This is a genomic window from Pseudomonas sp. KNUC1026 (genome assembly GCF_021650705.1).
In the GTDB taxonomy this organism is placed as follows: Bacteria; Pseudomonadota; Gammaproteobacteria; order Pseudomonadales; family Pseudomonadaceae; genus Aquipseudomonas.
In genome coordinates this window covers 4049216-4070541 of record NZ_CP087138.1, presented here as the reverse complement: position 1 = coordinate 4070541, position 21326 = coordinate 4049216, and the positions used below count along the sequence as shown (strand labels likewise).

18 protein-coding genes and 6 pseudogenes are annotated in these 21326 nt (G+C 65.4%); 7 read left to right on the top strand and 17 right to left on the bottom strand.

Going from position 1 to position 21326, the window contains the following annotated elements:
• Positions 1–59 precede the first annotated feature (59 nt).
• Positions 60–2409, top strand: a pseudogene (gene pbpC, locus LN139_RS19265) (peptidoglycan glycosyltransferase PbpC).
• On the opposite strand, the gene LN139_RS19260 reads toward pbpC, so the two are convergent.
• The 10 genes and pseudogenes from LN139_RS19260 to LN139_RS19215 all read right to left on the bottom strand — a co-directional run bounded on the left by LN139_RS19260 (position 2406) and on the right by LN139_RS19215 (position 10148).
• The gene (locus LN139_RS19260; protein ID WP_236355639.1) at positions 2406–2873 is read right to left on the bottom strand and encodes an A24 family peptidase; all 468 of its coding nucleotides are present in this window, start codon (positions 2871–2873) and stop codon (positions 2406–2408) included. The pseudogene pbpC and the gene LN139_RS19260 overlap by 4 nt on opposite strands.
• Positions 2874–3026: 153 nt before the next feature.
• A pseudogene (locus tag LN139_RS19255) lies at positions 3027–3580 on the bottom strand (DUF4136 domain-containing protein).
• A gap of 21 nt (positions 3581–3601) precedes the next feature.
• A pseudogene (locus tag LN139_RS19250) lies at positions 3602–4194 on the bottom strand (DUF4136 domain-containing protein).
• A 4-nt stretch (positions 4195–4198) separates the two neighbouring features.
• Entirely contained in the window at positions 4199–4963 is a 765-nt protein-coding gene (locus tag LN139_RS19245) for a methyltransferase domain-containing protein (protein WP_236355638.1), read from the bottom strand.
• Complete coding sequence (locus tag LN139_RS19240; RefSeq protein WP_236355637.1) at positions 4960–5265, bottom strand: MazG-like family protein; 306 nt, start codon at positions 5263–5265, stop codon at positions 4960–4962. Before LN139_RS19240 ends, LN139_RS19245 begins: the two co-directional genes overlap by 4 nt.
• Before the next feature lie 72 nt (positions 5266–5337).
• Positions 5338–5925, bottom strand: a complete 588-nt coding sequence (locus LN139_RS19235) for a LysE family translocator (protein WP_236355636.1) — start codon at positions 5923–5925, stop codon at positions 5338–5340.
• A gap of 72 nt (positions 5926–5997) precedes the next feature.
• Positions 5998–6825, bottom strand: coding sequence for a helix-turn-helix domain-containing protein (locus LN139_RS19230; RefSeq protein ID WP_236355635.1), 828 nt, complete (start codon positions 6823–6825; stop codon positions 5998–6000).
• Between the two features lie 51 nt (positions 6826–6876).
• Positions 6877–7728 (bottom strand): MaoC/PaaZ C-terminal domain-containing protein, encoded by an 852-nt coding sequence (locus LN139_RS19225; protein WP_236355634.1) that lies wholly within the window; start codon positions 7726–7728, stop codon positions 6877–6879.
• Positions 7729–7730: 2 nt separating this feature from the next.
• The gene (locus tag LN139_RS19220) at positions 7731–9083 is read right to left on the bottom strand and encodes a 3-oxoacyl-ACP reductase (RefSeq protein WP_236355633.1); all 1353 of its coding nucleotides are present in this window, start codon (positions 9081–9083) and stop codon (positions 7731–7733) included.
• Positions 9084–9137: 54 nt separating this feature from the next.
• Positions 9138–10148: a bile acid:sodium symporter family protein gene (locus tag LN139_RS19215; RefSeq protein ID WP_236355632.1), complete on the bottom strand. Its 1011-nt coding sequence runs from the start codon at positions 10146–10148 to the stop codon at positions 9138–9140.
• 94 nt (positions 10149–10242) lie between these two features.
• Here LN139_RS19215 and LN139_RS19210 point away from each other — a divergent pair.
• Positions 10243–11016 (top strand): annotated as a pseudogene (locus tag LN139_RS19210) (AraC family transcriptional regulator); the annotation flags it as partial.
• Between the two features lie 117 nt (positions 11017–11133).
• On the top strand, positions 11134–12018 hold the full coding sequence (locus LN139_RS19205) for a PA4780 family RIO1-like protein kinase (protein WP_236360518.1): 885 nt from the start codon (positions 11134–11136) through the stop codon (positions 12016–12018).
• Here the strand turns inward: LN139_RS19205 and cueR are convergent.
• The 3 genes and pseudogenes from cueR to LN139_RS19190 form a co-directional block, all read right to left on the bottom strand.
• Positions 12015–12419, bottom strand: coding sequence for a Cu(I)-responsive transcriptional regulator (cueR, locus tag LN139_RS19200; RefSeq protein ID WP_236355631.1), 405 nt, complete (start codon positions 12417–12419; stop codon positions 12015–12017). The genes LN139_RS19205 and cueR overlap by 4 nt on opposite strands.
• Positions 12416–14592: pseudogene (locus tag LN139_RS19195) on the bottom strand (heavy metal translocating P-type ATPase). The gene cueR and the pseudogene LN139_RS19195 overlap by 4 nt, the downstream one beginning before the upstream one ends.
• A gap of 61 nt (positions 14593–14653) precedes the next feature.
• On the bottom strand, positions 14654–15043 hold the full coding sequence (locus LN139_RS19190; protein WP_442964341.1) for a hypothetical protein: 390 nt from the start codon (positions 15041–15043) through the stop codon (positions 14654–14656).
• A 133-nt stretch (positions 15044–15176) separates the two neighbouring features.
• Here LN139_RS19190 and LN139_RS19185 point away from each other — a divergent pair, with 133 nt between their 5' ends.
• Positions 15177–15374, top strand: coding sequence for a heavy-metal-associated domain-containing protein (locus LN139_RS19185; protein WP_236355630.1), 198 nt, complete (start codon positions 15177–15179; stop codon positions 15372–15374).
• 57 nt (positions 15375–15431) lie between these two features.
• Positions 15432–16610 carry a multidrug effflux MFS transporter gene (locus LN139_RS19180; protein ID WP_236355629.1) on the top strand — a complete coding sequence of 393 codons (1179 nt, stop codon included), beginning with the start codon at positions 15432–15434 and terminating at the stop codon, positions 16608–16610.
• Between the two features lie 6 nt (positions 16611–16616).
• Here LN139_RS19180 and LN139_RS19175 read toward each other — a convergent pair whose 3' ends face one another.
• The gene (locus LN139_RS19175; protein WP_236355628.1) at positions 16617–16793 is read right to left on the bottom strand and encodes a hypothetical protein; all 177 of its coding nucleotides are present in this window, start codon (positions 16791–16793) and stop codon (positions 16617–16619) included.
• Positions 16794–17151: 358 nt separating this feature from the next.
• On the opposite strand from LN139_RS19175, the pseudogene LN139_RS19170 reads away from it, so the two are divergent.
• A pseudogene (locus LN139_RS19170) lies at positions 17152–17843 on the top strand (ArsR/SmtB family transcription factor).
• Here LN139_RS19170 and LN139_RS19165 read toward each other — a convergent pair.
• Entirely contained in the window at positions 17840–18790 is a 951-nt protein-coding gene (locus LN139_RS19165) for an adenosine deaminase (RefSeq protein WP_236355627.1), read from the bottom strand. The pseudogene LN139_RS19170 and the gene LN139_RS19165 sit on opposite strands and share 4 nt — an antisense overlap.
• 111 nt (positions 18791–18901) lie before the next feature.
• Here LN139_RS19165 and LN139_RS19160 point away from each other — a divergent pair, with 111 nt between their 5' ends.
• The gene (locus LN139_RS19160; protein WP_236355626.1) at positions 18902–19987 is read left to right on the top strand and encodes a calcium:proton antiporter; all 1086 of its coding nucleotides are present in this window, start codon (positions 18902–18904) and stop codon (positions 19985–19987) included.
• A 4-nt stretch (positions 19988–19991) separates the two neighbouring features.
• Here LN139_RS19160 and LN139_RS19155 read toward each other — a convergent pair whose 3' ends face one another.
• A complete protein-coding gene (locus LN139_RS19155) occupies positions 19992–20672 on the bottom strand; it encodes an SDR family oxidoreductase (protein ID WP_236355625.1) in 681 nt (226 codons plus the stop codon).
• Between the two features lie 59 nt (positions 20673–20731).
• On the bottom strand, positions 20732–21322 hold the full coding sequence (locus LN139_RS19150) for an IMPACT family protein (RefSeq protein ID WP_236355624.1): 591 nt from the start codon (positions 21320–21322) through the stop codon (positions 20732–20734).
• Positions 21323–21326 lie beyond the last annotated feature (4 nt).

Here is a 21326-nt window from a genome sequence, read left to right as displayed (position 1 = left end):
GTTGTCTTCCTGATCGATCCGGCACCCATGCCGGGCTTGCTCCTTTGGCCGCAGCGGCCATGGGCGAGTTCCCCAATGGCGGTTGCGCTGTGAAGTGGCTGCGCCGGCTGGGCGCCAGCGTGGTCGTGCTGTGTGCATCGCTGTGGCTGGCGGATCGGATCTGGCCGCTGCCGTTGCCGGGCGATGACATGGCGCGGGTGGTGCTGGCCGAGGATGGCACGCCGTTGTGGCGCTTCGCCGACAGTGAAGGGGTGTGGCGTTATCCCGTCACGGTGGAACAAGTGTCGCCGCTGTACCTGGATGCGCTGCTCACCTACGAGGACCGCTGGTTCTACGAGCACCCTGGCGTGAACCCATTGGCCCTCGGCCGCGCGCTCTGGCAGAACCTCACCGGCGGCCATATCGTCTCCGGCGGTAGCACGCTGTCGATGCAGGTAGCGCGCCTGCTCGACCCCCACTCGCGTACTTTCGCCGGCAAGCTGCGCCAGCTGTGGCGTACCGCGCAATTGGAATGGCATCTGTCCAAGCGCGAGATTCTCACCCTGTACCTGAACCGCGCCCCGTTCGGCGGCACGCTGCAAGGCGTCGCCGCCGCCAGTTGGGCGTACCTGGGCAAACCGCCAGGCCAGCTCACCCCCGCCGAAGCTGCCATGCTCGCAGTGTTGCCGCAAGCGCCGAGCCGGCTGCGCCCGGATCGGCACCCCGAGCGGGCACAGCAGGCACGCGACAAGGTGCTGCTCCGGCTGCAGGCCTTCGGCGTGTGGTCGCCCAAGGTGGTGGCCGACACCTTGCAGGAGCCGGTGTGGCTGGCCCCGCGCCAGGAGCCGGCGCTGGCGCCCCTGCTGGCAAGGCGGCTGAACGGGCCGGGCAGCCCGGAGCTGATCCGCACCACCCTCGATGCCCCTTTGCAACGCCGCCTGGAAGACCTGCTGCTCGGTTGGCGCGCCCGGCTGCCGGCGCGCACTTCGGCGGCAGTGCTGGTGGTGGAGGCGCAGACCATGGCGGTGCGGGCCTATGTCGGCTCGGTAGACCTCAACGACACCAAGCGCTTCGGCCACGTCGACATGGTGCAGGCAACCCGTTCGCCGGGCTCGACGCTCAAGCCGTTTCTCTACGGCATGGCCATCGATGCGGGGCTGATCCATTCCGAGTCCCTGTTGCAGGACGTGCCGCGCCGTTACGGCGACTACCGGCCGGGCAATTTCGATTCCGGGTTCAGCGGCCCGGTGGCGGCCAGCTCCGCGTTATCGCTTTCGCTCAACCTGCCCGCGGTGCAATTGCTCGAAGCCTTGGGGCCCAAGCGTTTCGATGGGCAATTGCGCAATGGCGGCCTGCAACTGAGCCTGCCGCAAGGGGCACAGCCGAACCTGGCGCTGATCCTTGGTGGGGCCGGCACGCACCTGGACGACCTGGTAGCCGCCTACAGCACCTTCGCCCGTGCTGGCCGCACGGCGAGCCTGCGTTTCCAGCCCCAGGACTTGCTCCGCGAACGGTCGATGATGTCGCCCGGTGCCGCGTGGATTGCTGCGGCGCATCCTCAGTGGCCATGCCCGGCCCGACCTGGACCCCACCGCCGCCTTGGCTCAACGCCAGGCGCTGGCCTGGAAGACCGGCACCAGTTATGGCTTCCGTGATGCCTGGGCCATCGGCGTAGGGCCGCGCTTTCTGGTCGGCGTGTGGATCGGGCGGCCCGACGGCACGCCGGTGCCCGGCCAGTTCGGCCTGGCCTCGGCCGCGCCACTGCTGCTGCAAGTACACGACCTGCTCAGCAACCGCGACGCGCAGCGCGGCATCAACCCGCCCGCCGACCCTATCCCGCCGGGTGTCGGCGTGGCGGCGATCTGTTGGCCGCTGGGCCAGCCCCTCTCCCGGCAAGACCCGAACTGCCGCCGACAGCGCTTTGCCTGGACCCTGGAAGGCACCACGCCGCCCACTCTGCTCGCAGCCGACCAGCCGGCCGGCACGGGCCTGGTGGAGAAGGTGTTCGTCAATGCCGCGGGCTTGCGCGTGGCTGCTGGCTGCCCGGGTGCGCAGCCGCGCGACATCGCCCTGTGGCCTGCGCCGCTCGAACCCTGGCTGCCCAACGCCGAGCGCCGCGCGGCGCGCCTGCCCGCTGCGTCAGTTGAGTGCCCGCCGCGTAACCCCGGGCCGCTGCCGGGGCTGTCGATCGTGGGGGTGCGCAACGGTGACCACCTGCGCCGGCCGGCCAACAGTGAAGGGCCCCTGCGCCTGGCGCTGTCGGTCATCGGTGGGGCAGGGCACCGCTGGTGGTTCGTCGACGGCGCGCCGTGGGTGGACAACGACAGCGACCGGCCGGTGAGCCTGAGCCTTGAAAAGACCGGCCGCGTAGAAGTCAGCGTGCTCGACGAAGCCGGCCAGACCGCGCGGGTCGAATTCGAAATCTTCTAGACCCAGATCAGCGTGCCGACGAAGCCTGCCAGCATGAACGGGCTCAACGGCGGGGCATCCCCAGCTTTGGGTGCCAGTGCTGCCAGGCGCTGCTTGACCTTGCGGCTCAGCGGCTTCCATATGCGCTCGCCCAGCATCAGCCAGGCCAGCACGAGCAGCAGCGCGCCGCACACGGTGGCGAGCAGGTGCATGCCGTCGGTGGCCAGGGCCAGGGTGCCGAGCAGCTTGACGTCAGCGCCGGCCAGGCGGCCTGCGTGGTACAGCGGCAGGGTCAGCAGCATGCTCAGCGCAAGAGCCCAGGCGCCATCGGCAGCCGGGGCGCCAAGCCAGGTATGGCCGGTGCAGAACAGATAGAGCAGGGCGCATACGCCACCGCCCAGGGTGAGGTTGTCGGCAACGCGGCGCAGGCGCACATCCTGCTCGGCGCACAGGGCAAACCAGATCAGCAATACAAGGCTTTGCATGGCGCGCGCCATCCCTTACAGACCGATACTTCGCCCGCAGCAGGCGCCACGGGCATTCCTTGGCAGAGGTTCTCCCCAAAGCTCAGTACCGAATCGCACGGCCGTCAAGGGCGATGGCGTGTTCTGGAACGCACCGCCCCCGGCATTGCGCCGTCAGCGAGGCGGATAGTTGGCCAGGATGCGGTCGATGCCCCGACGAATGGTCTCGTTGCGCTGTGCTGGCGTGGCGTCGGGGTTGAGCATCTGCTCGGTGCTGCCACGCCACACCAGCTTGCCATCACGGCCGTCGAGCAGGTCGACCTGAAGCGTGGTGACCTGGTAATCCACCGTTCGGGTTTCGGCCCAACCGGGTGCGCCCCACGGGCCACCCAATAGCCCCAGGGGCCGACCGGTTGGGTGGTGATTTGCTGCTGGCGGTTGTCGACGATCAGGTACGCCTGGACCTTCACATCGGCTGCCGCATTCGGTGCGGCAGGGCGCAGGCCGCGCTGGTCAAGGCCGCTGGCCAGGGCTTCACGCACGCGCTGTTCGGTGAGGTCGCTGCGCAGCCGCGGGTCGTCGGGGCGGTATTGCAAGGCCGGGGTTTGCCAGCTCCAGCTGCGGTAGGCGGCAAAGTCGCGGCTGGGGTCGTAATCCTTGGTGGCCATGGGGGCCTGGCATCCAGCCAGCAGGGTGGTGAAGCACAGGGCGGTCAACAGGCGGCGCATGATGGATTCTCCGAACGGTGCTCAACGCGGTGGAAAGGCACTCAGGGCTTTGCCCACGGCTGCGCGCAGGGCATCGGCGCGCTGGGATTGGCTGCCTTGGCTGGCAGTCTCGGCTTGGGTGTTCCAGACCTCTTGCAGGCTGCTGCCATCGAACAGGCGCAGGCGCACTACGGTGACCTGGTATTCGTAGGTGCGCACCACTGGCGGCGCGTAATAGCTACCCCGTATGGCCCTCCGTAATAAGGGCCACTGGCGTAGTTGTCCTGCACCTGGCGCAGGCGGCGCTCGGTGGTGACTTCAGCGGCCACCCGCAGGCCAGGCATCGTCCCGATGCGTGCAGGGCGCAGGCCGCGCTGGTCGAACCCGGTGCTGACCGCTTCGGCGATCTCTTCAGGTGAAGCCAGCGCGTTGCCCGCAGGTAGATGGTCGTTGAGCCAGGCCCAGCTCTGGTAGCGCGAATAGTCGCGCGGGGCAGCGGGGTAGGCGCTGGCGTCGAAGGTGTGTGCCGCCTGTGCCGGGGCTGGCGGCAGCGGCAGGGAGCTGGCCACATAAGGGTTGGGGCTGGAGCAGGCCGCCAGGGCCAGGCAGGCCATTGCGAGGAGCAGGCGACGCATAGGTTTACTCCTGGCCGGCACTGCGTGGCCGGCAGATCCAGTGCAGGTAACGCCCAAGGCCTGCGAAGGCCGGGTGGCGGCGGTGGGCCAGTTCCATTTCCAGCAGCGCGTCCAGCGGCGCCTTGGCCTGAAACTCACTGGGCATGTAATCGTGGAACACTCGCACCCCGCTACGTTGTTCGACCTGCCAGCCCATTGCGAGTTGCGCATCCAGCTCGCGCGGGTCGACCGGCATCTGCGGCGTCAGGCTTTGCTTTTCACCGGCCAGGCTGTCCTTGCGCAGTTTGCGGAAGTGGCCCTTGAGCAGGTTGCGGTACACCAGCGCGTCGCGGTTGTAGAACGCCAGCGACAGCCAGCCTTCAGGGGCTGTGAGGCGGTGCAGTGCGGGCAGAATGGCGAACGGCTCGGCCAGCCATTCCAGCACGGCGTGGCACAGCACCAGGTCGAACGGCGGCAGCTCGGCTTCGGCCAGGCCTTGCCAGGGGCTGTGGATGAATTCGGCATTGATACCGGCTTCGGCAAAGCGCTCTCGTGCGCCGTCGAGCATCGGCAGGGCTGGTTCGGCGAGTGTCACCTGATGCCCTTGCTGGGCCAGCCACAGGCTCATGTGGCCAAGCCCCGCACCGATGTCGAGCACGCGCAGCGGCCGCGCTGGCAGGGCCTCGGTGAGGTCTGCCTGCAACACCGCGAGGCGTATCGCACCCTTGGCGCCGCCGTAGATCTTTTCGGCAAAACGGGTGGCCAGTGCATCGAAGTGGCGATCGCTCATTTGGCAAAGCGCCGTTCGCTGTCGGCCAGCTTGGCGCTGACCACCGTGTTCATGTCCAGCCCCAGCTCGCTGCACAGCAACAGCAGGTACAGCACCACATCGCCGATTTCCTGGCCGGCATGGGCCAGTTGCTCAGGCGGGAGGCGGCTTGACTCGCTTTCGCTGAGCCACTGGAAGATTTCCACCAGCTCGGCCATTTCGACACTGGCGGCCATGGCCAGGTTCTTCGGGCTGTGAAAGCGCTTCCAGTCGTTGGTGTCGCGGATGCGGTGCAGGCGTTCGGTCAGGGCTTGGAGGTTCATCGCACAATCAATGGCAGGTGCGCCGCAGGCCGCGGCGCGATGGGCATAGCTTCCTCTGCCGGCGCGCCCGAATCAAGCACGCAGCAGGGCGCCCCAGGATGAAAGAAACAGCACGATCGCCAACGTCCGGTTCATCCAGCGCAGCCCACGTTCCGAACGCAGCCAGCGTGCCGAGCCTGCGCCGAGCAATGCCCAGCAGGCCATGCACGGCAGCGCGATCAGAAAGAACAGCAGCGAAAGATGCAGCACCTGCCGCGAAGGCTCGCTGCTGCCGGCGGTGAATACCCCGACCGTTGCCACGGCCATGACCCAGGTTTTGGGGTTGACCCACTGCAAGGCGGCAGCGCTCCACAGGCCCAGGCGGCGCCCATTGCTGTTGGTATCGATTACGCCGGGGGCGTTGAACAGGCCCCAGGCCAGCCATGTCAGCCACGCCAGGCCCAATGCCGTCATGCCCAGTTGCACACCGGGCACGCGCAGTAGCGTCTGGCCCAAGCTCGTGCCCACCAGGCAGACCACCAGTGCCGCGCCGGCGCAGGCGCCGAACACCGGCGCGATGCTGGCACGCAGGCCGAAGCGCGCGCTGGTGCTGAGCACCAGCAGGTTGGTGGGGCCGGGGGTGATGGAAGAAACGAACGCGAACAGCATGAAAGCGAGCATGAGCAGGCTCCGGCAAGGGCAGAGTGCTCAGGCTAATGGCGGCGAACGGTGGCGTCTGGAAGGTTTGGGCAGTCAGTTGCGAGCGTTGCGGTACTGGCCAGGGCTCATTCCATAGGCGCGCACGAACCAGCGGCCCAGGTGGCTCTGGTCGGCAAAACCCAATTGCGCGGCGAGCTCCGCCGGCTCCGCCCCGGCAGCAAGGCGCTGGCGAGCCAGGGCCAGGCGCAGTTGCACAAGGTACGCATGCGGCGGCAGGCCGAAGGCGGCCTTGAACGCGCGAGTGAGGCGGTAGCGGTCAACGCCGCAGGCCTGGGCCAGCGCTTCCAGGCTGAGGTCGGTGAAGGCGTGGGCGTGGATCACCTCACGTGCTCGCAGCGCCACCGCGGGCAGGCGCGGGTCCCGTTCATTGCGCTGGCGCCATTGCAGGTGCCGGGTCAGGCGTTCGAGCAGGCCGTCCACTGCCATCTGCCGCACGATGCGCAGCTCGTTCTGGTGCAACGCGCTGAAAGCGAACGTCGCAGCGCGGGCCAGTTCGGGGTCGTGCTGCAGGGTGTCGCCGAAACCGGGCAAGGCGCCGGGCGGGGCGTGTTCGAACTGGCCGGCCAGGTGCTGCTGCAGCCAGGCGGGTTCCAGATAGAGCATGCGGTAGGTGAAGCCTTCGGCATGCGGCGCGTCGCCGTCGTGAATCTCGCCGGGTTCGACGATGAAGGTTTTGCCGGGGGTACTGTCGTGCAGGGTGCGCCGGCAGTTGAAACGCTGGATGCCCTGCTCGGTCACGCCCACCAGGTAACTGTCATGCCAGTGCGGGTCGTAGGCCCGGCCTTCACCGAAATGCGCGCGCAGCGTTTCGATGCCGGTGTCGGCGTCGCGAGCCAGGTCGATCCAGTGTTTGCTGTGCATAAGCTGCAGTTAGCCACCCGTGCTGGGTGGCGTCTAGAAGAAATGTGCAGGCTAGCCCAACGGCTGCCAGAGCCCGGCCAAGTGCAATGAGCCGTCGCCGCCGGTGAGCGAAAAACACCCGTGCTCGCCGCCGCTGCTGGCCTTGAGCACCACTTCACTGGGCAGCGAGATGGGCTTGAGAAATTGCGCCTGAATTTCGCAGCCCGCCGCAGGTACTCGTGAGCCAAGCGCCGCCAGGGCACGGGCCAAGGCCCACATGCCGGGGGCGATGGCCTGTTTGAAACCGAACAGCCGCGCACTGGCCTGGCCCAGATGGATAGGGTTGAAGTCGCCCGCGACCCGGGCGTACTGGCGTCCGATGTCTTTACCGGCGAGCCAGTGTGCGACTTCGTCGGCAGGCAGGTCGGCCGGCTGCGGGTCTGCCAGGCTCTGCCCATCGACCTGTGCCTTGCGGCACAGCAGGTCGGCTTCGGCCTCCCAGAGCAGCCCAAGGGCGTCATCGATGCGCGTGACCAGCGTGAAGACCGCACCGTGCTCATGGGGGCGCAGGCCTTGCACGCTGACGCTGGCGCTCACTCGGTTGACTGCACCCAGCGGACGATGCAGGCGCAGGCGTTCGGCCAACTGCACCAGCCCGGCCAGCGGGTAGGGAAAGCCTGGATCGGTAAGTAACGCCAGTTGCAGGTTGAACGCCAGCACCTGCGGGTAGGTGGCCGGCAGCAGGCCGTCGTTATCGTAGCCGCACACCTGGCGATAAGCGCCCAGGCGAACCGCGTCTGGCGCCAGCACGCAACGCAGGCCGATATCAGGCAGGGCATTACCGGTGACGCGCTGGCGCAGCGCCGCCCGTGCATAGAGACCAGCGGTGGCCGGTGGTTGGTCCAGCGTCTGCCATTGGGTCATGTTCAGGCCCCCAGATAACTGTGGCCGCACACTCGCAGCACCTGGCCACTGAGCGCGCCGCCAACCGGTTGCGCCAGCCAGGCAACGGCTTCGGCAACATCCTGCGGCTGACCACCCTGGCCGAGCACGTTCATTCGCCGGCCGGCTTCGCGCAGCGCGAAGGGCATCTGTTCGGTCATCCTGGTTTCGATAAAGCCTGGTGCAACGACCGATATGCCGATGCCTCGCTCGCCCAGCCGCGGTGCCAAGGCATGCGCCAACGCCACCAGCCCGGCCTTGCTGGCGGCATAATTGGCCTGGCCGCGGTTGCCGCCGATGGCGCTGACCGAACCGAGCAGTACCACTCGGGCGTCGTCACGCAGGGTTCCGGCAGCGAACAATGCCTCGGTGATCAGCCGCGGCGCTTCAAGGTTGATGGCGATTACCGGGTCCCACAGGTCCGGCGAGAGGTTGGCAACCGTTTTGTCCCGGGTGATGCCGGCGTTGTGTACGAGTATGTCCAGGCCCTCGCCAAACGTCTTCACCAGTTGCTCCGAGGCATCTGCGGCGCTGATGTCCAGCGCAAGGCTCTGCCCGCCCAGGCGCTGGGCCAACGCATCGAGATCGGCCTGAGCGCTGGGCACATCCACCAGCAGCAGTTGCGCGCCATCGCGGGCGAGGGTTTCGGCAATGGCTGCGCCGATGCCGCGCGCGGCGCCGGTGACCAATGCGCGGCGGCCTGCCAGTGGCCGAACCCAGTCACCGGGTGCGTGGGCAGCGGGGCGCAGGTGCAGCACCTGGCCGCTGATGTAGGCGCTCTTGGTCGACAGGAAAAACCGCAGCGCACCTTCGAGCTGAGGCTCGGCACCTTCGTCGACATACAGCAATTGTGCCGTTGCGCCGTCGCGCAACTCCTTGGCCAGCGAACGGCTGAAGCCCTCCAGCGCACGTTGGCTGACGTAGCCTTCGGTATCGGCGGCAGGGTCAGGCAGGCGGCCGAGGATCAGCACGCGAGCGTGGTTTGCCAGGTGGCGCATCAGTGGCTGGAAGAAGTTGGGCAAGGCACTAAGCTGCGCAGTGGTCAACAGGTCGCTGGCGTCGAAGACAACCGCCTTGACCGGCGCGCTGCTCTCGGGAAGCCATTCATCGAGCGCCAACGTCGCCTGTTGAAAGCGCAGCGCCTGTGGCGCCAATTGTTTGCCGATGTCGGCAGCTTGCGCTGCCAGCGGGCCGCCACCCACCACCAGGGGGCCGCCCACCGAGCCTTGCTGGCCAGGTTGCCAGCGCTCCAGCGGTGCGGGCTGTGGCAAGCCCGCAGCGCGGGCCAGTTTGCGGCCGAATTCGGAATTGACGAATCTCAGGTAGGGGTCGTTCATGTCACGCTCCACCGCAGGTCAGTCCTTTTGTGGACCGCCTGCGAGGAGCAGCGTTCAGGCGGTCGCCGCCACCTGGGCGCTTTTGAAGCGGTGCGAATAACCCTCGGCCATCACCGAGCAGACGATCAACTGCAGGGGGTGATAAATCATGATCGGCAGCAGGATCAGGCCCAGCGCGCCGTTGCCCTGGAAGATCAGCGCAGCCATCGGCGCGCCAGCGGCCAGGGACTTTTTGGTGGCACAGAACACCGCCGCCACGTGGTCGGCATGGTTGAACCCCAGCAGCCGCCCGGTGCGCGTGGTCAGGAACAGGATCACCGCCAGCAGCAGTGCCACCCCGGCGAAGGCGGTCACCAGCACGCCGTCACCCTGTTGCTGCCACAGGCCCGAGACCATCGAGTCGCAGAAGGCCGCGTACACCAGCAGCAGAATCACGACCTTGTCTATGACGCTGGTGTAGCGCTTGTAGCGAGCGAACCATTTGCCCAGCAGCGGGCGCAGCAACTGGCCCAACACCAAAGGCAGCAACAGCATCAGGCACAGGCTCAGCAGGGTAGGGCCAAGGTCGATGCCGCCAGCACCGCTGCCCACCACCAGGCTGCACAGCCACGGTGTGATGAAGATGCCCAGCACGCTGGAGAGGCTGGCATTGAGGATCGCTGCCGGCACGTTGCCGAAGGCGCTGCCGGTCAGGGCCACTGACGACGAAATGGTCGAGGGCAGGGCGCAGAGGTAGAAGAAACCCAGCATCAGCGCTGGCGAAATCCGCTGGCCCAATACGAAGTAGGCGAACAGCCAGATCAATGGGAACACGATGAAGGTGAAGCCTTGCACCATGGCGTGCAGCTTCCAGTTCTTCATGCCATGGCGGATCTGCTCGCTGGAGAGATTGATGCCGTGCAGGAAGAACACCACGAACACGCCGACATTCACCACCAGCTCGGCGTGCATGGCGCCGCCGTGAGCGCCGAAGCCTGGGAAGAAATACGCAAGCACGGTGGCCAGCACCATGCCGCAGAGGAACCAGTCTGTGACCAGCCGCTTGAGTTGGTTGAGCAATTGCATCGCAAGACCCGCTGCTTCGTAAAATTGAGTGACGGTTTTTCAGGCTCAGGGTACTGTTTCAGCCTGTTTCCGTCTTGCGCTATAAGGCCAAGCGATGCCGCCAAACGGACAAATCCCTCTGCCGCGCGCCATTCCTGCACTCTCGCAACTGCCGCGCCCGCTGTACGCGCGCGCCGAGAGCCTGTCGGCCGGCTCATGGACGCCGCCTCACCGCCACGGCTGGGTGCAGTTTTCCTACGCAATCAGTGGCGTGCTGGGTATTCATACCGACCATGGCAGCTTCTTCGCACCGCCACAGTGGGGCGTGTGGATACCGGCGGGGCTGGAACACCGCGTCACCACCAGCATGCGCGCGCAGATGCGCAGCCTGTACGTCGACGCCCAGGCCTGCCCCTGGGCCGAGGCGCGTTGCCGAGTACTGGAGGTGACGCCGCTCGCACGCGAGCTGATCAAGGCGTTCTGTGAGTTGCCGGTAGAGTATCCACAAGGCGACAGCGCCGAGGCGCGTTTGGTGAGCGTGTTGCTGGATCAATTGGCGCTGCTGCCGGAGGTGCAATTTTCTTTGCCCATGCCCCACCATGCGCGGCTCCTGGCGCTGTGCGACAGCTTGATGCACCGCCCGGATGCCGACGCGAGCCTGGAGCGCTGGGCGGCGCAGCTGGGGATGGCCGGCAAGACTTTGACGCGGCTCTTTCAGCGGGAAACCGGACTAGGGTTTCGTGCCTGGCGCCAGCGCATGCGCCTGTTGGCCTCGCTTGAGGCCCTGCAGGATGGCGCCGGAGTGACCCAGGCCGCTCTAGGCTGCGGCTATGAATCAACCTCCGCCTATATCGCCGCCTTCAAGGCATTGTTCGGGCAAACACCGGGGAATTGTTCCACTCTTGAACAAACCCGCTATGCTGGCGCGTTGGCGGGCTGCTTGCATGCCCGTGCATGGACAAAAGCATTCGCCCGCTCCGGTGACCCGAGGACCGATACCGAACCGATGAAAACGCCAAAACGCATTGAACCGTTGATCGAAGACGGCTTGGTCGATGAAGTGCTGCGCCCGTTGATGAGCGGCAAGGAGGCTGCAGTGTACGTGGTGCGCTGTGGCCGTGAGTTGCGTTGCGCCAAGGTATACAAGGAAGCCAACAAGCGCAGCTTCCGCCAGGCGGCCGAGTACCAGGAAGGCCGCAAGACCCGTAACAGCCGGCAGGCCCGGGCCATGGCCAAGGGCAGCAAATACGGGCGCAAGGAGGCCGAGGAGGCCTGGCAGAACGCCGAGGTGGCGGCATTGTTTCGCCTGGCCAACGCCGGGGTGCGAGTGCCCAAGCCGTACGATTTTCTCGACGGCGTGCTGCTGATGGAAATGATCGTCGGCGCCGATGGTGATGCTGCGCCGCGGCTCAACGACGTGGACCTGGAGCCGGATCAGGCGCGCCAGTACCACGCGTTCCTGATCGAACAGATCGTGCTGATGCTGTGCGCCGGGCTGGTGCATGGCGACCTGTCGGAATTCAACGTACTGCTCGGCCCCGACGGGCCGGTGATCATCGACCTGCCCCAGGCGGTGGACGCTGCGGCCAACAACCACGCGTTCTCGATGCTTGAGCGCGACGTGAACAACATGGCCAGCTACTTCGGCCACTTCGCGCCGGAATTGCGCAGCACCCGTTTCGCTCCGGAAATGTGGGCCTTGTACAAGGCGGGTGAGCTGACGCCTGAAACCGTCTTGACTGGTCAGTTCAAGGAAGAAGAGCACAGCGCTGACGTGAATGCGGTGATGCGCGAAATCGAGGCAGCCAAGCGCGAGGAAGCGCGGCGCCAGGCGTTACTGGCGGGCGACGATGAACGCCAGGAAGAGCCGACGCCGCCCTGGATGCACTAGCCGCAGTGGGCGCAGCCAGCGCCCAGCTGTTCGAGGATCGGGCAGTCCGGCCGGTCGTTGCCCTGGCAGTGGTCCACCAGGTGCGCCAGGGTGTCGCGCAGGCTGGCGAGCTCCGCGATGCGGGCCTCCAAGGCCGCAATGTGTTCCCTTGCAACGGCCTTGACGTCGGCACTCGCGCGGCCGCGGTCTTGCCACAAGGCCAGCAGCCGCGCCACCTCTTCGAGCGAAAAGCCCAGGTCACGTGCGCGCTTGATGAAGCTCAAGGTGTGCAGGTCCTGCTCGCTGTAAATCCGATAGCCGCTCGCGCTGCGCTGAGCACTGGCGAGCAGGCCGATCGCCTCGTAATGGCGGATCATCTTCGCGCTGAGGCCGCTGCGTTGCGCGGCCTGGCCGATATTCATGGGGTGTCCTCCAGGCTTGCGGGTTTCCATGTCTTGAGCAGCAACGCATTGCTCACCACGCTGACGCTCGACAGCGCCATGGCAGCGCCGGCGAATACCGGGTCGAGCATGCCCAGTGCGGCCAGCGGGATGCCGACCAGGTTGTAGATGAACGCCCAGAACAGGTTTTGCCGGATCTTGCCACAGGTGCGCTGGCAGATGTCCAGCGCGTCGGCCACGCGCCGTGGGTCACTGGCCATCAGGGCAATGTCGGCACTGTTGATGGCCACGTCCGTGCCGCTGCCCATGGCGATGCTCAGGTCTGCGGCGGCCAGTGCCGGCGCATCGTTGATGCCGTCGCCGACCATGGCCACGGCTTGCCGGGCGCTCAAAGCGTGCAGGTAGGCGGCTTTGTCCTGCGGCAGTTGCTGCGCCTGGGCATGCTCGATGCCCAGTGCCTGGGCCGCGTGGCGCACTGCGCCCTGGCCATCGCCGCTGAGCAGGTGCACCGTGATGCCGTGCTCGTGCAGGCGTTGCACCGCCGCCTTGGCGCCAGGCCGCAACTGGTCGCCGAAAGCCAGAACGCCCAACACGCGAGCAGGCGCTGTACCGATCAGCCATGACACCGTACGCCCCTCGCCGGCCCAGCGCTCCGCCTGTACGGCAAGCGTGCCAGGTTGCAGCGCGTGGTCATGCAACAGGCGCTCATTGCCCAAGGCGAGGGTTTCACCTTCCACTTCGCCTTCGATGCCACGGCCCGGCAGCGATTTGATGTTTTGCGCGGCAGGCGTGGCCACACCTCTTTCGTCGCAGGCCTGCAGCACGGCGTGGGCCAGCGGGTGTTCGCTACCAGCTTGCAGGGCTCCTGCCAAGGCCAGGGCATGTGAGGTGTCGTCGCCTTCAAGGCCTACCAGTGTGGGCTTGCCGAGCGTGAGGGTACCGGTCTTGTCGAACGCCACGGCCTCGATGCGAGTACCGCGCTCCAATGCCTGGGCATTGCGGATCAAGATGCCGTGGCGTGCGGCTACCCCGGTCCCTGTAATCAGCGCGGCCGGGGTGGCCAGCCCAAGCGCACAAGGGCAAGCGATCACCAGCACGCTGACGGCATGAACCAGCGCTTGCTCAAGGCCCGCGCCATAGAGCCACCAGCCAATCAGCGTGAGCGCTGCCAGGCCGATGATGGAGGGTACGAATATCTGGCTGATGCGGTCGACCCGCTGCTGGATCGGCGGCTTGCTGGCCTGGGCGCTTTCGACCAGGCGGATGATGCGTTCGAGCAGGCTCTCCTGGCCAACTGCGCAGGTTTCTACCAGCAAGCGGCCCTCACCGTTGATGGCGCCCGCGCTGACTGCATCGCCTGGCGCCTTGCGAACCGGCAGGCTTTCGCCTGTGATCAATGCCTCGTCGACCTGGCTCTGGCCCTCGCGTACCCGGCCATCGACCGCGAAGCGCTCGGCAGGGCGCACCACCACCAGGTCGCCCACGCGCAGGCTGCTCACCGCCACCCGCTGCTCCTGGCCTGCGTGCCACAACGTAGCCTGTTCCGGGCGCAGTGCCTGCAGCGAGCGGATCGCGCTCAATGCCTGGCGCTTGGCCCGTGCTTCGAGGTATTTGCCGAGCAGTACCAAGGTAATGATGGTGGCGCTGGCTTCGAAATAGAGATGGAGAGGATGGCCAGCGGGGGCGGCCCACATCAGGTAGAGGCTCAGCCCGTAACCCGCTGTGGTGCCCAGTGCGACGAGCACGTCCATGTTGCCAGTGCCTGAGCGCAGCGCGTGCCAGGCGCCACGGTAGAAGCGCGCGCCCACGATCCATTGCACCGGGCTTGCCAGCAGCCATTGCAGCCAGGCCGGCAGCATCAGAGCTGGCCAGAGCATAGGCAGCAGCAATGGCAGGGTCAGCAAGGCGGAGGCAATCAGCATGAGCAATGCGTGGCGGTCGTGTACCTGGGCTGCGTGTGCCTGCTCGGGTGCCGAAGCTGGCACTTGCGCGCCGTAACCGGCTTGCTCGATACGTGCGATCAACGCCTCGGGGTAGCGGGTGCTGTAAAGGCGACGCGGGCGCGTTCGCTGGCGAAGCTGACGCTGGCCTCGTGCACGCCATCGACCTTGCGCAATGCCCGCTCCACGCGCCCGGCGCAGTTGGTGCAGGTCATGCCATCGATGGCCAGGTCCAGAGATTGCGTGCTGCCCATGGGCGCCTCCTTGTAGTCAGGCCATGAGCATCAACCTTGCCACGCGGGCAAGGTCAAGCGATCAGTCGGGATAGTTCAGCGCGGCAGGGGTGAGGTACAGCCCGTTGAGGCCGTTGACCACGCGATACTTCTGGATTTGCCCGGCGCGCAAGGCGATGTTGGTGGCGTTCGGGGCGCCCATGCCTTGTTCGCAGCCCGGCGCCGCGCCGGGCAGGGTTCGCAGGCGGATCGACACCTGTCCCGGCGGCAGGTTGAACGACATCGACTGCTCCTGGAACAGCCGGCCGACCAGTTGGTCCTGCATGTACAGGCCGATTTCGCAGGGCGTGCCCACTTCCAGGCGCTCGCGCGAAATGATCAGCACGGTGTAATCCGAAGGGCCGGCCGCCATGGCCATGGGTGCAAGAGGCCAGGCGAGCAGGGCGAGGAACGAGGCAGCGAGCCGGCGCATGGCAATACTCCTGTGAAAAGCGCGTTCACATATGGCAAGGGCTGGACAGGGCATCGGCCGTACGGCGCGAAACTTGACCTTGCCCCCATGGCAAGGTCGAGACTGTGCGGCATCGATTCCCAGGAGGCAACCCATGCACACTTTTTCCGTACAAGGAATGACCTGTGGCCACTGCGTTCGTGCTGTGACGCAGGCCATCCAGGCGCAAGACCCCAAGGCGAAGGTAGACGTGAACCTGGCTGAGGGGCGTGTTCAGGTGCAAAGCCAGCTGGACGCGCCCAGTGTGGCCAAGCTGATCGAAGAGGAAGGCTATACCGCCCGGCCCGCCTGACAAGCAATTGCCTGCCTGCGGGGTTAGACTTGGCGGTTTAATCCCCGCAGGCTTTCCATGAACCTCACCACGCTGCTGATCCTTGGCGCGCTCAGCGCCTTCGGGCCGCTCGCGATCGACTTCTACCTGCCCGGCTTCCCGGCCATGGCCCACGCCTTCGGCACCGACGAAGCGCATGTTCAGGCGACCCTGGCTTCCTATTTTCTGGGGCTGTCCATCGGGCAATTGGTCTATGGGCCCATTGCCGACCGATATGGGCGGCGCGTGCCATTGCTCGTCGGTATCGCCTTCTTTTCGGTGGCCTCGTTGGGTTGCGCGCTGGCGCCGGATTTGCCGACGCTGGTGGTGGCGCGGTTCGTCCAGGCGCTGGGCGGCTGTGCCGGGATGGTGCTGTCGCGGGCGATCGTGACCGACAAGTGCGACACGGTAGGGGCCGCCAAGGTGTTCTCGCAGTTGATGCTGGTGATGGGCCTTGCCCCGATCCTGGCTCCAATGCTGGGCGGGATTCTGGTCAACACGGTGGGCTGGCGCTGGATCTTCGTGTGCCTGACCCTGTTCAGCGGCCTGGCATTGGCCGCAGTGGCGCTGCGCTTGCCTGAAAGCATGCCGGCAGGCAAGCCGCGGCAGCCGTTGAGCGGGGCCTTGCGCCAATATGCCCGCTTGCTCGTCGACCGCCTGTTCATGGGCCATGCGCTGATCGGGGCGCTGGCCATCGCGGGCATGTTCGCCTACATCACCGGTTCGGCTTTTGTGGTCATTACGCTGTATGGCGTGCCTGCCGAGCATTTTGGCTGGGTGTTCGGCGCCAATGCCTTTGGCTTCATCGTGGCAGCGCAGGTCAATGCACGCCTGCTCCCGCGCCTGGGACCGGGGCGTATTCTTTCGCGGATGGTGTGGGTGCACGCAGCAGCCGGGCTTTGCCTGCTGCTGGTGGCCGCCTGGCAACCTCCGGTTCTGTGGCCGTTGCTGGTGCCGTTGTTCGTGTGCATGGCCACATTGGGCTGCATCCTGCCCAATGCCTCGGCTTGCGCCATGAACGGCCAAGGGCACCGTGCCGGCAGCGCGTCTGCGCTGCTGGGGTGCCTGCAGTTCAGCATCGCTTCGGTAAGCGCCTCGCTAGTAGGCAGGCTCGCTGATGGCAGCGCCGTGCCGATGGCGGGCGTGCTTGCTACCTGCGGTCTGCTGGCAGCTTGCGTGTGCCTGGCCACCGGCCGCTTGCGCACAACGAGCGGTTGAAGTGCCTCAGACTGCCATGGACGGCTGCTGGGGCAGGTGATGCGGGGCCTGCAGGCGGCGCTGCAACGTGCTCACGAACTGCTTGGCTTCCATTTCGCTGCGGAAGCTGACCGTGTTGTGCCCCATGCGTACCTGCCAGAACTGCCCTTGTGGTTTCAGGATTTCAGTCAACTGAATCTTCATCGCCAAGCGCCTCATGTGATAGGGGTGGCCAAGGGCCGTGGGCTGCGTTGATTCACTCTGGATAGCAAAATGCGCCCGCCAAGGTGCGCGATCAGTCTAGTTCTCGCGCAGGAAATTTCCACAGATGTTGCAGGGAAATGCTTTGTTCTTTGTGGGATAAAGCTGAACGGTATCGAACACTCTCCCGGATTTGCTGGCTTTGCCTTTCGGCCGCATGCCGGGCATTAGCTCACAACCCTGAAAAACACGATATGCAGCCTTTCCCACTGCCATTCCTGGCTGGCCGGCTCTGCTTATAATCCTTGGCAGCGGCGCGGCAGCCAGGCGCCTGATTACGTGTTTCTTACAAGGATTGAGCATGGAATACGCCCCCGCCATCAGCCAGGTGGCCACGCTGCTAGCCGACCCCAAGCGTAGTGCCCTGCTTTGGGCCCTGATCGACGGAGCCTCGCGAGGGGGCGATGAATTGGCACGCCTGGCGGGGGTGTCTCTGTCTTCGGCGGGGGCCCATCTGTCCAGGTTGTGTGCAGCAGGGCTGCTTACCCCCGAGGCCCGTGGCCGCAAACGCTACTTTCGTATCGCCGGGCCCGAAGTGGGTGCGGCGGTGGAGGCGTTGGCGCATGTGTGCGTCATCAGTGCGCCGCGGCCTGCGCAACCCGCCGAGTGCGGGTCACCGGTTACGGCCACCATGCGCCAGGCACGTTGCTGCGGCGAGCACCTGGGCGGTGAAGTGGCAGCAGCGCTGTTGAGCCGCTTGCAGGCAGGGGGCTGGCTCGAGCTCGAGGGGCCGCAGCTGCGGCTGACGCCCGGGGCGCATCGGGCTTTGCGGCGCGGGGCGTGTTTGTGCAGGCGTTACCCGCACGGGAGCGGCAGCGAGCCATCCTTTGCGAAGGTTGGTGCGGGGCCGGTGCGCATATAGGCGGTGCTTTGGGGGCTTGCCTGTTGCGCACCGCCTTGCAGATGAACTGGCTGCGCCGGGTGGAAGGGGCTCGGGCTTTTGAAGTGACGCGCCAAGGCCGCGAGGCATTGGCGCGATTCGGCGAGGGTTAGGCTGTCAGCCGAGCGTCGAGGCTGTTTTGAGCCAGTCGCCTGGCCTGGTCTTGCGTCATGCCCAGGTGTTCGTGAAGCGCATGGAAGTTTTCGGTCAGGTACCCGCCGAAGTACGCAGGGTCGTCGGAATTCACGGTCACCTTCACACCACGCTCCAGCATCTGCAGGATGTTGTGTTCACGCATATGGTCGAACACGCACAGTTTGGTGTTCGACAGCGGGCACACCGTCAGCGGGATCTGTTCATCGATGATTCGCTGCATCAGCCGCTCGTCTTCGATGGCGCGAACGCCGTGGTCGATGCGTTGGATCTTGAGCAGGTCCAGTGCCTCCCAGATGTACTCGGGTGGCCCTTCCTCGCCAGCGTGTGCCACGGTCAGGAAGCCCTCGGCTCGTGCGCGGTCGAACACGCGTTTGAACTTGCTCGGCGGGTGGCCTTTCTCGGAACTGTCCAGGCCCACGGCGATGAACTGGTCACGGTAGGGCAGCGCCTGGTCGAGTGTCGCCTGGGCCTGTTCTTCCGGCAGGTGGCGCAAGAAGCTCAGGATCAACCCACTGTCGACGCCAAGCTGCTTCTTGCCATCGGCGAGCGCCTGGCTGATGCCGTTGAGCGCGACCTCGAAGGGGATACCGCGGTCGGTATGGGTCTGCGGGTCGAAGAAGGGTTCGGTGTGGATCACGTTCTGCGCATGGCAACGCTTGAGGTACGCCCAGGTAAGGTCGTAGAAATCCTGTTCAGTGCGCAGTACGTTCGCGCCCTGGTAATAAAGGTCGAGAAATTCCTGCAGGTTGTTGAAGGCATAAGCGGTGCGCAGAGTCTCCACGTTGTCCCAGGGCAAGGCGATGTTGTTGCGCCGGGCGAGCTCGAACATCAGCTCCGGCTCGAGCGAGCCTTCCAGGTGCATGTGCAGTTCTGCCTTGGGCAGCTGATTCAGCCAGTCATACATGGTGTTACTCCAGCGTGTTGCAAAACGCCATTCTACCGGGGAGTCCGGAAACCATCATGCAATCCATGTAGTCTTTAGCAACAATTTGTCGATTCTTTCGTAAGGAAACACATGATCAGGGTCATCCTTGAGGAAAAGCTGCTGGTGGTGGCAGTGCTCGCCGCAGTGCTTGCCTACCCGCTGGAACACAGCCTGCTGGGCAACGGCCAGGGCGTGGCCCTGGCTGCTGCAGGTGCGTTGATCGCGGCGATCGTTTGCGCCTCGCTGCGGGTGGCACACCATGCCGAGGTGCTGGCCGAGAAAGTCGGCGACCCCTACGGCACCATGATCCTCACCCTTGCAGCGGTGCTGGTGGAGGTGGTGATCCTGGCGATCATGATGAGCAACGAGCCGTCACCGACACTGGTGCGCGATACCATTTACTCGGCAGTGATGCTCGACATCAACGGCATTCTGGGCCTCGCCGCGTTGATGGGTGGTATCAAGCATGGCGAGCAGCCATACAACGATGACTCGGCGCGCACCTACAGCGTGATGATCCTCACCGCTATGGGGGTGTCGATGGTGGTGCCGGAGTTCATCCCAGAGGCCAACTGGCATTTGTACTCGGCCTTTACTATCGGCGCGATGGTGCTGCTTTACGGCGTGTTCCTGCGCATGCAGGCAGGCCCGCACAGTTATTTCTTCAGCTATCACTACCCGGAGAAGAAGCGCTCGCGCAATTCGGAGCACGAGCCCGCCGGTAGCACGAGCGCTTCGGTCGCAGTGCTTGTGTTTGGCGTAGCGTTGATCGGTGCACTGGCCGAGGTGATGTCCCAGGCCATGGATGTAGGCCTGAAAGGGACCGGCGCGCCACCGATGGTGGCAGCGATTCTGGTGGCGGGCATTTCCGCAGCGCCCGAGATCCTCACTGCATTGCGTGCAGCGCTGGCCAATCGCATGCAGTCGGTCGTCAACATCGCGCTGGGCGCATCGCTTTCGACGGTGATCCTGACGGTGCCGGTGATGGAGCTGATGGCGCTGGTCAACGGCCAGCCCTTCCAGATGGCGATGACACCGGTGCAGACGGTGATGGCCTTCATCACGCTGCTGGTATGCGCCATCAACCTCAATGACGGTGAAACCAATGCCATTGAGGGGATGACGCACTTCGTACTGTTCGCGACGTTCGTGATGCTATCGCTGATGGGGTTGTAGCGAGTTACCAGGGCAATACGTCGCCGCGGTAGTTGATGAAGTGATGGCCGCCTTTGCCTGCCCAGGCCTGCAGCTGGGCGAACATGCCGCTGGTGCTGGTGAGCACGTCGATCTCGGCGTCCTCGCCGCCCATATCGGTCTTCACCCAGCCCGGGTGCATCGACAGTACGGTGGGGCGCGGTTCAGGCAGTTGGCTGTTGAAGGTGTTCACCATCGAGTTGAGTGCGGCTTTGCTGGCTTTGTAGAGCGCGGCTTCGACAGCATCTGGCGATTGCACGCTGCCAAGGCCCGAACTCATGAACGCCAGCACGCCGGTATTTGGCCGTAATTGGCCAGCCAGGGCTTTGGCCACGCGAATGGGCGAGAGGGCGTTGGTCAGGAAAAGCTCGCCGACCTGTGCTTCGGTGACCGGGCCCAGGTCGCCCACCGGGCCCATGATGCCGGCGTTGATGAAGATCACATCGAAGACCTGCCCGGCCAGCCGTTGGGCCAGCGCGGTAATCTGATCAAGATGGTTCATGTCCAGCGACTCGACGCTGACATTGCTCAAGGATTGCAGCGCGCTTGCGCCATCAGGCGAACGAACAGTGGCGGTGATTGCCCAGCCTGCTTCGCTGAAACGCTCGGCCAGCCCGAGGCCCAGGCCACGCGAGGCGCCGATGATCAATGCGGTTTGGTTGGCCATGCTTGTTTCTCCCGGCAGATGTGAATGGGCAAGCATACTGCAGCGTGTGCGATGTTGGGTTAAGGCTGCGATAGCCTGAGTCGAATGCGCCCACGGCTCAGATCGGTCAGTTGTTCCGCCAGCGCCGTGGCCGCCGGCGGCGGCAATGCGATGCGCAGGTTTACGCCTTCGGCGGTGAAAGCTTCGTCCTCGATCAGGCCACCTGCTTCCTGAATACGCAGGCGTACCAGAGCATGTTCGCTGAAGGTGCAGGCCAGTATGAATTGCTCGCGCATGACCAGTTCGATTTTGGCTGCCTGCTGCAGGCATTTGTTGGCGCAGCCGCCGTAAGCACGAGCGAGGCCTCCGGTACCTAGCTGGATGCCGCCGTACCAGCGAATCACCAGCACGACGACCTGATCGCATCCTTGCGCTTCGATTGCCGCCAGGATCGGCCGGCCAGCGGTGCCGCCGGGCTCGCCATCGTCGCTGCTGCGGTACTGGCTGCCCAGCTTCCAGGCCCAGCAGTTGTGCGTCGCGCCGATGTCGCTGTGGCGCGCCAGAAACGCCTGCGCCTGTTCGGGGCTTTCGGCTGGACCAGCCAAGGCAATGAAGCGGCTTTTGCGGATGTCTTCCCGGTATTCACACAGGTCGATGAGCGTCGAAGGCATGGTG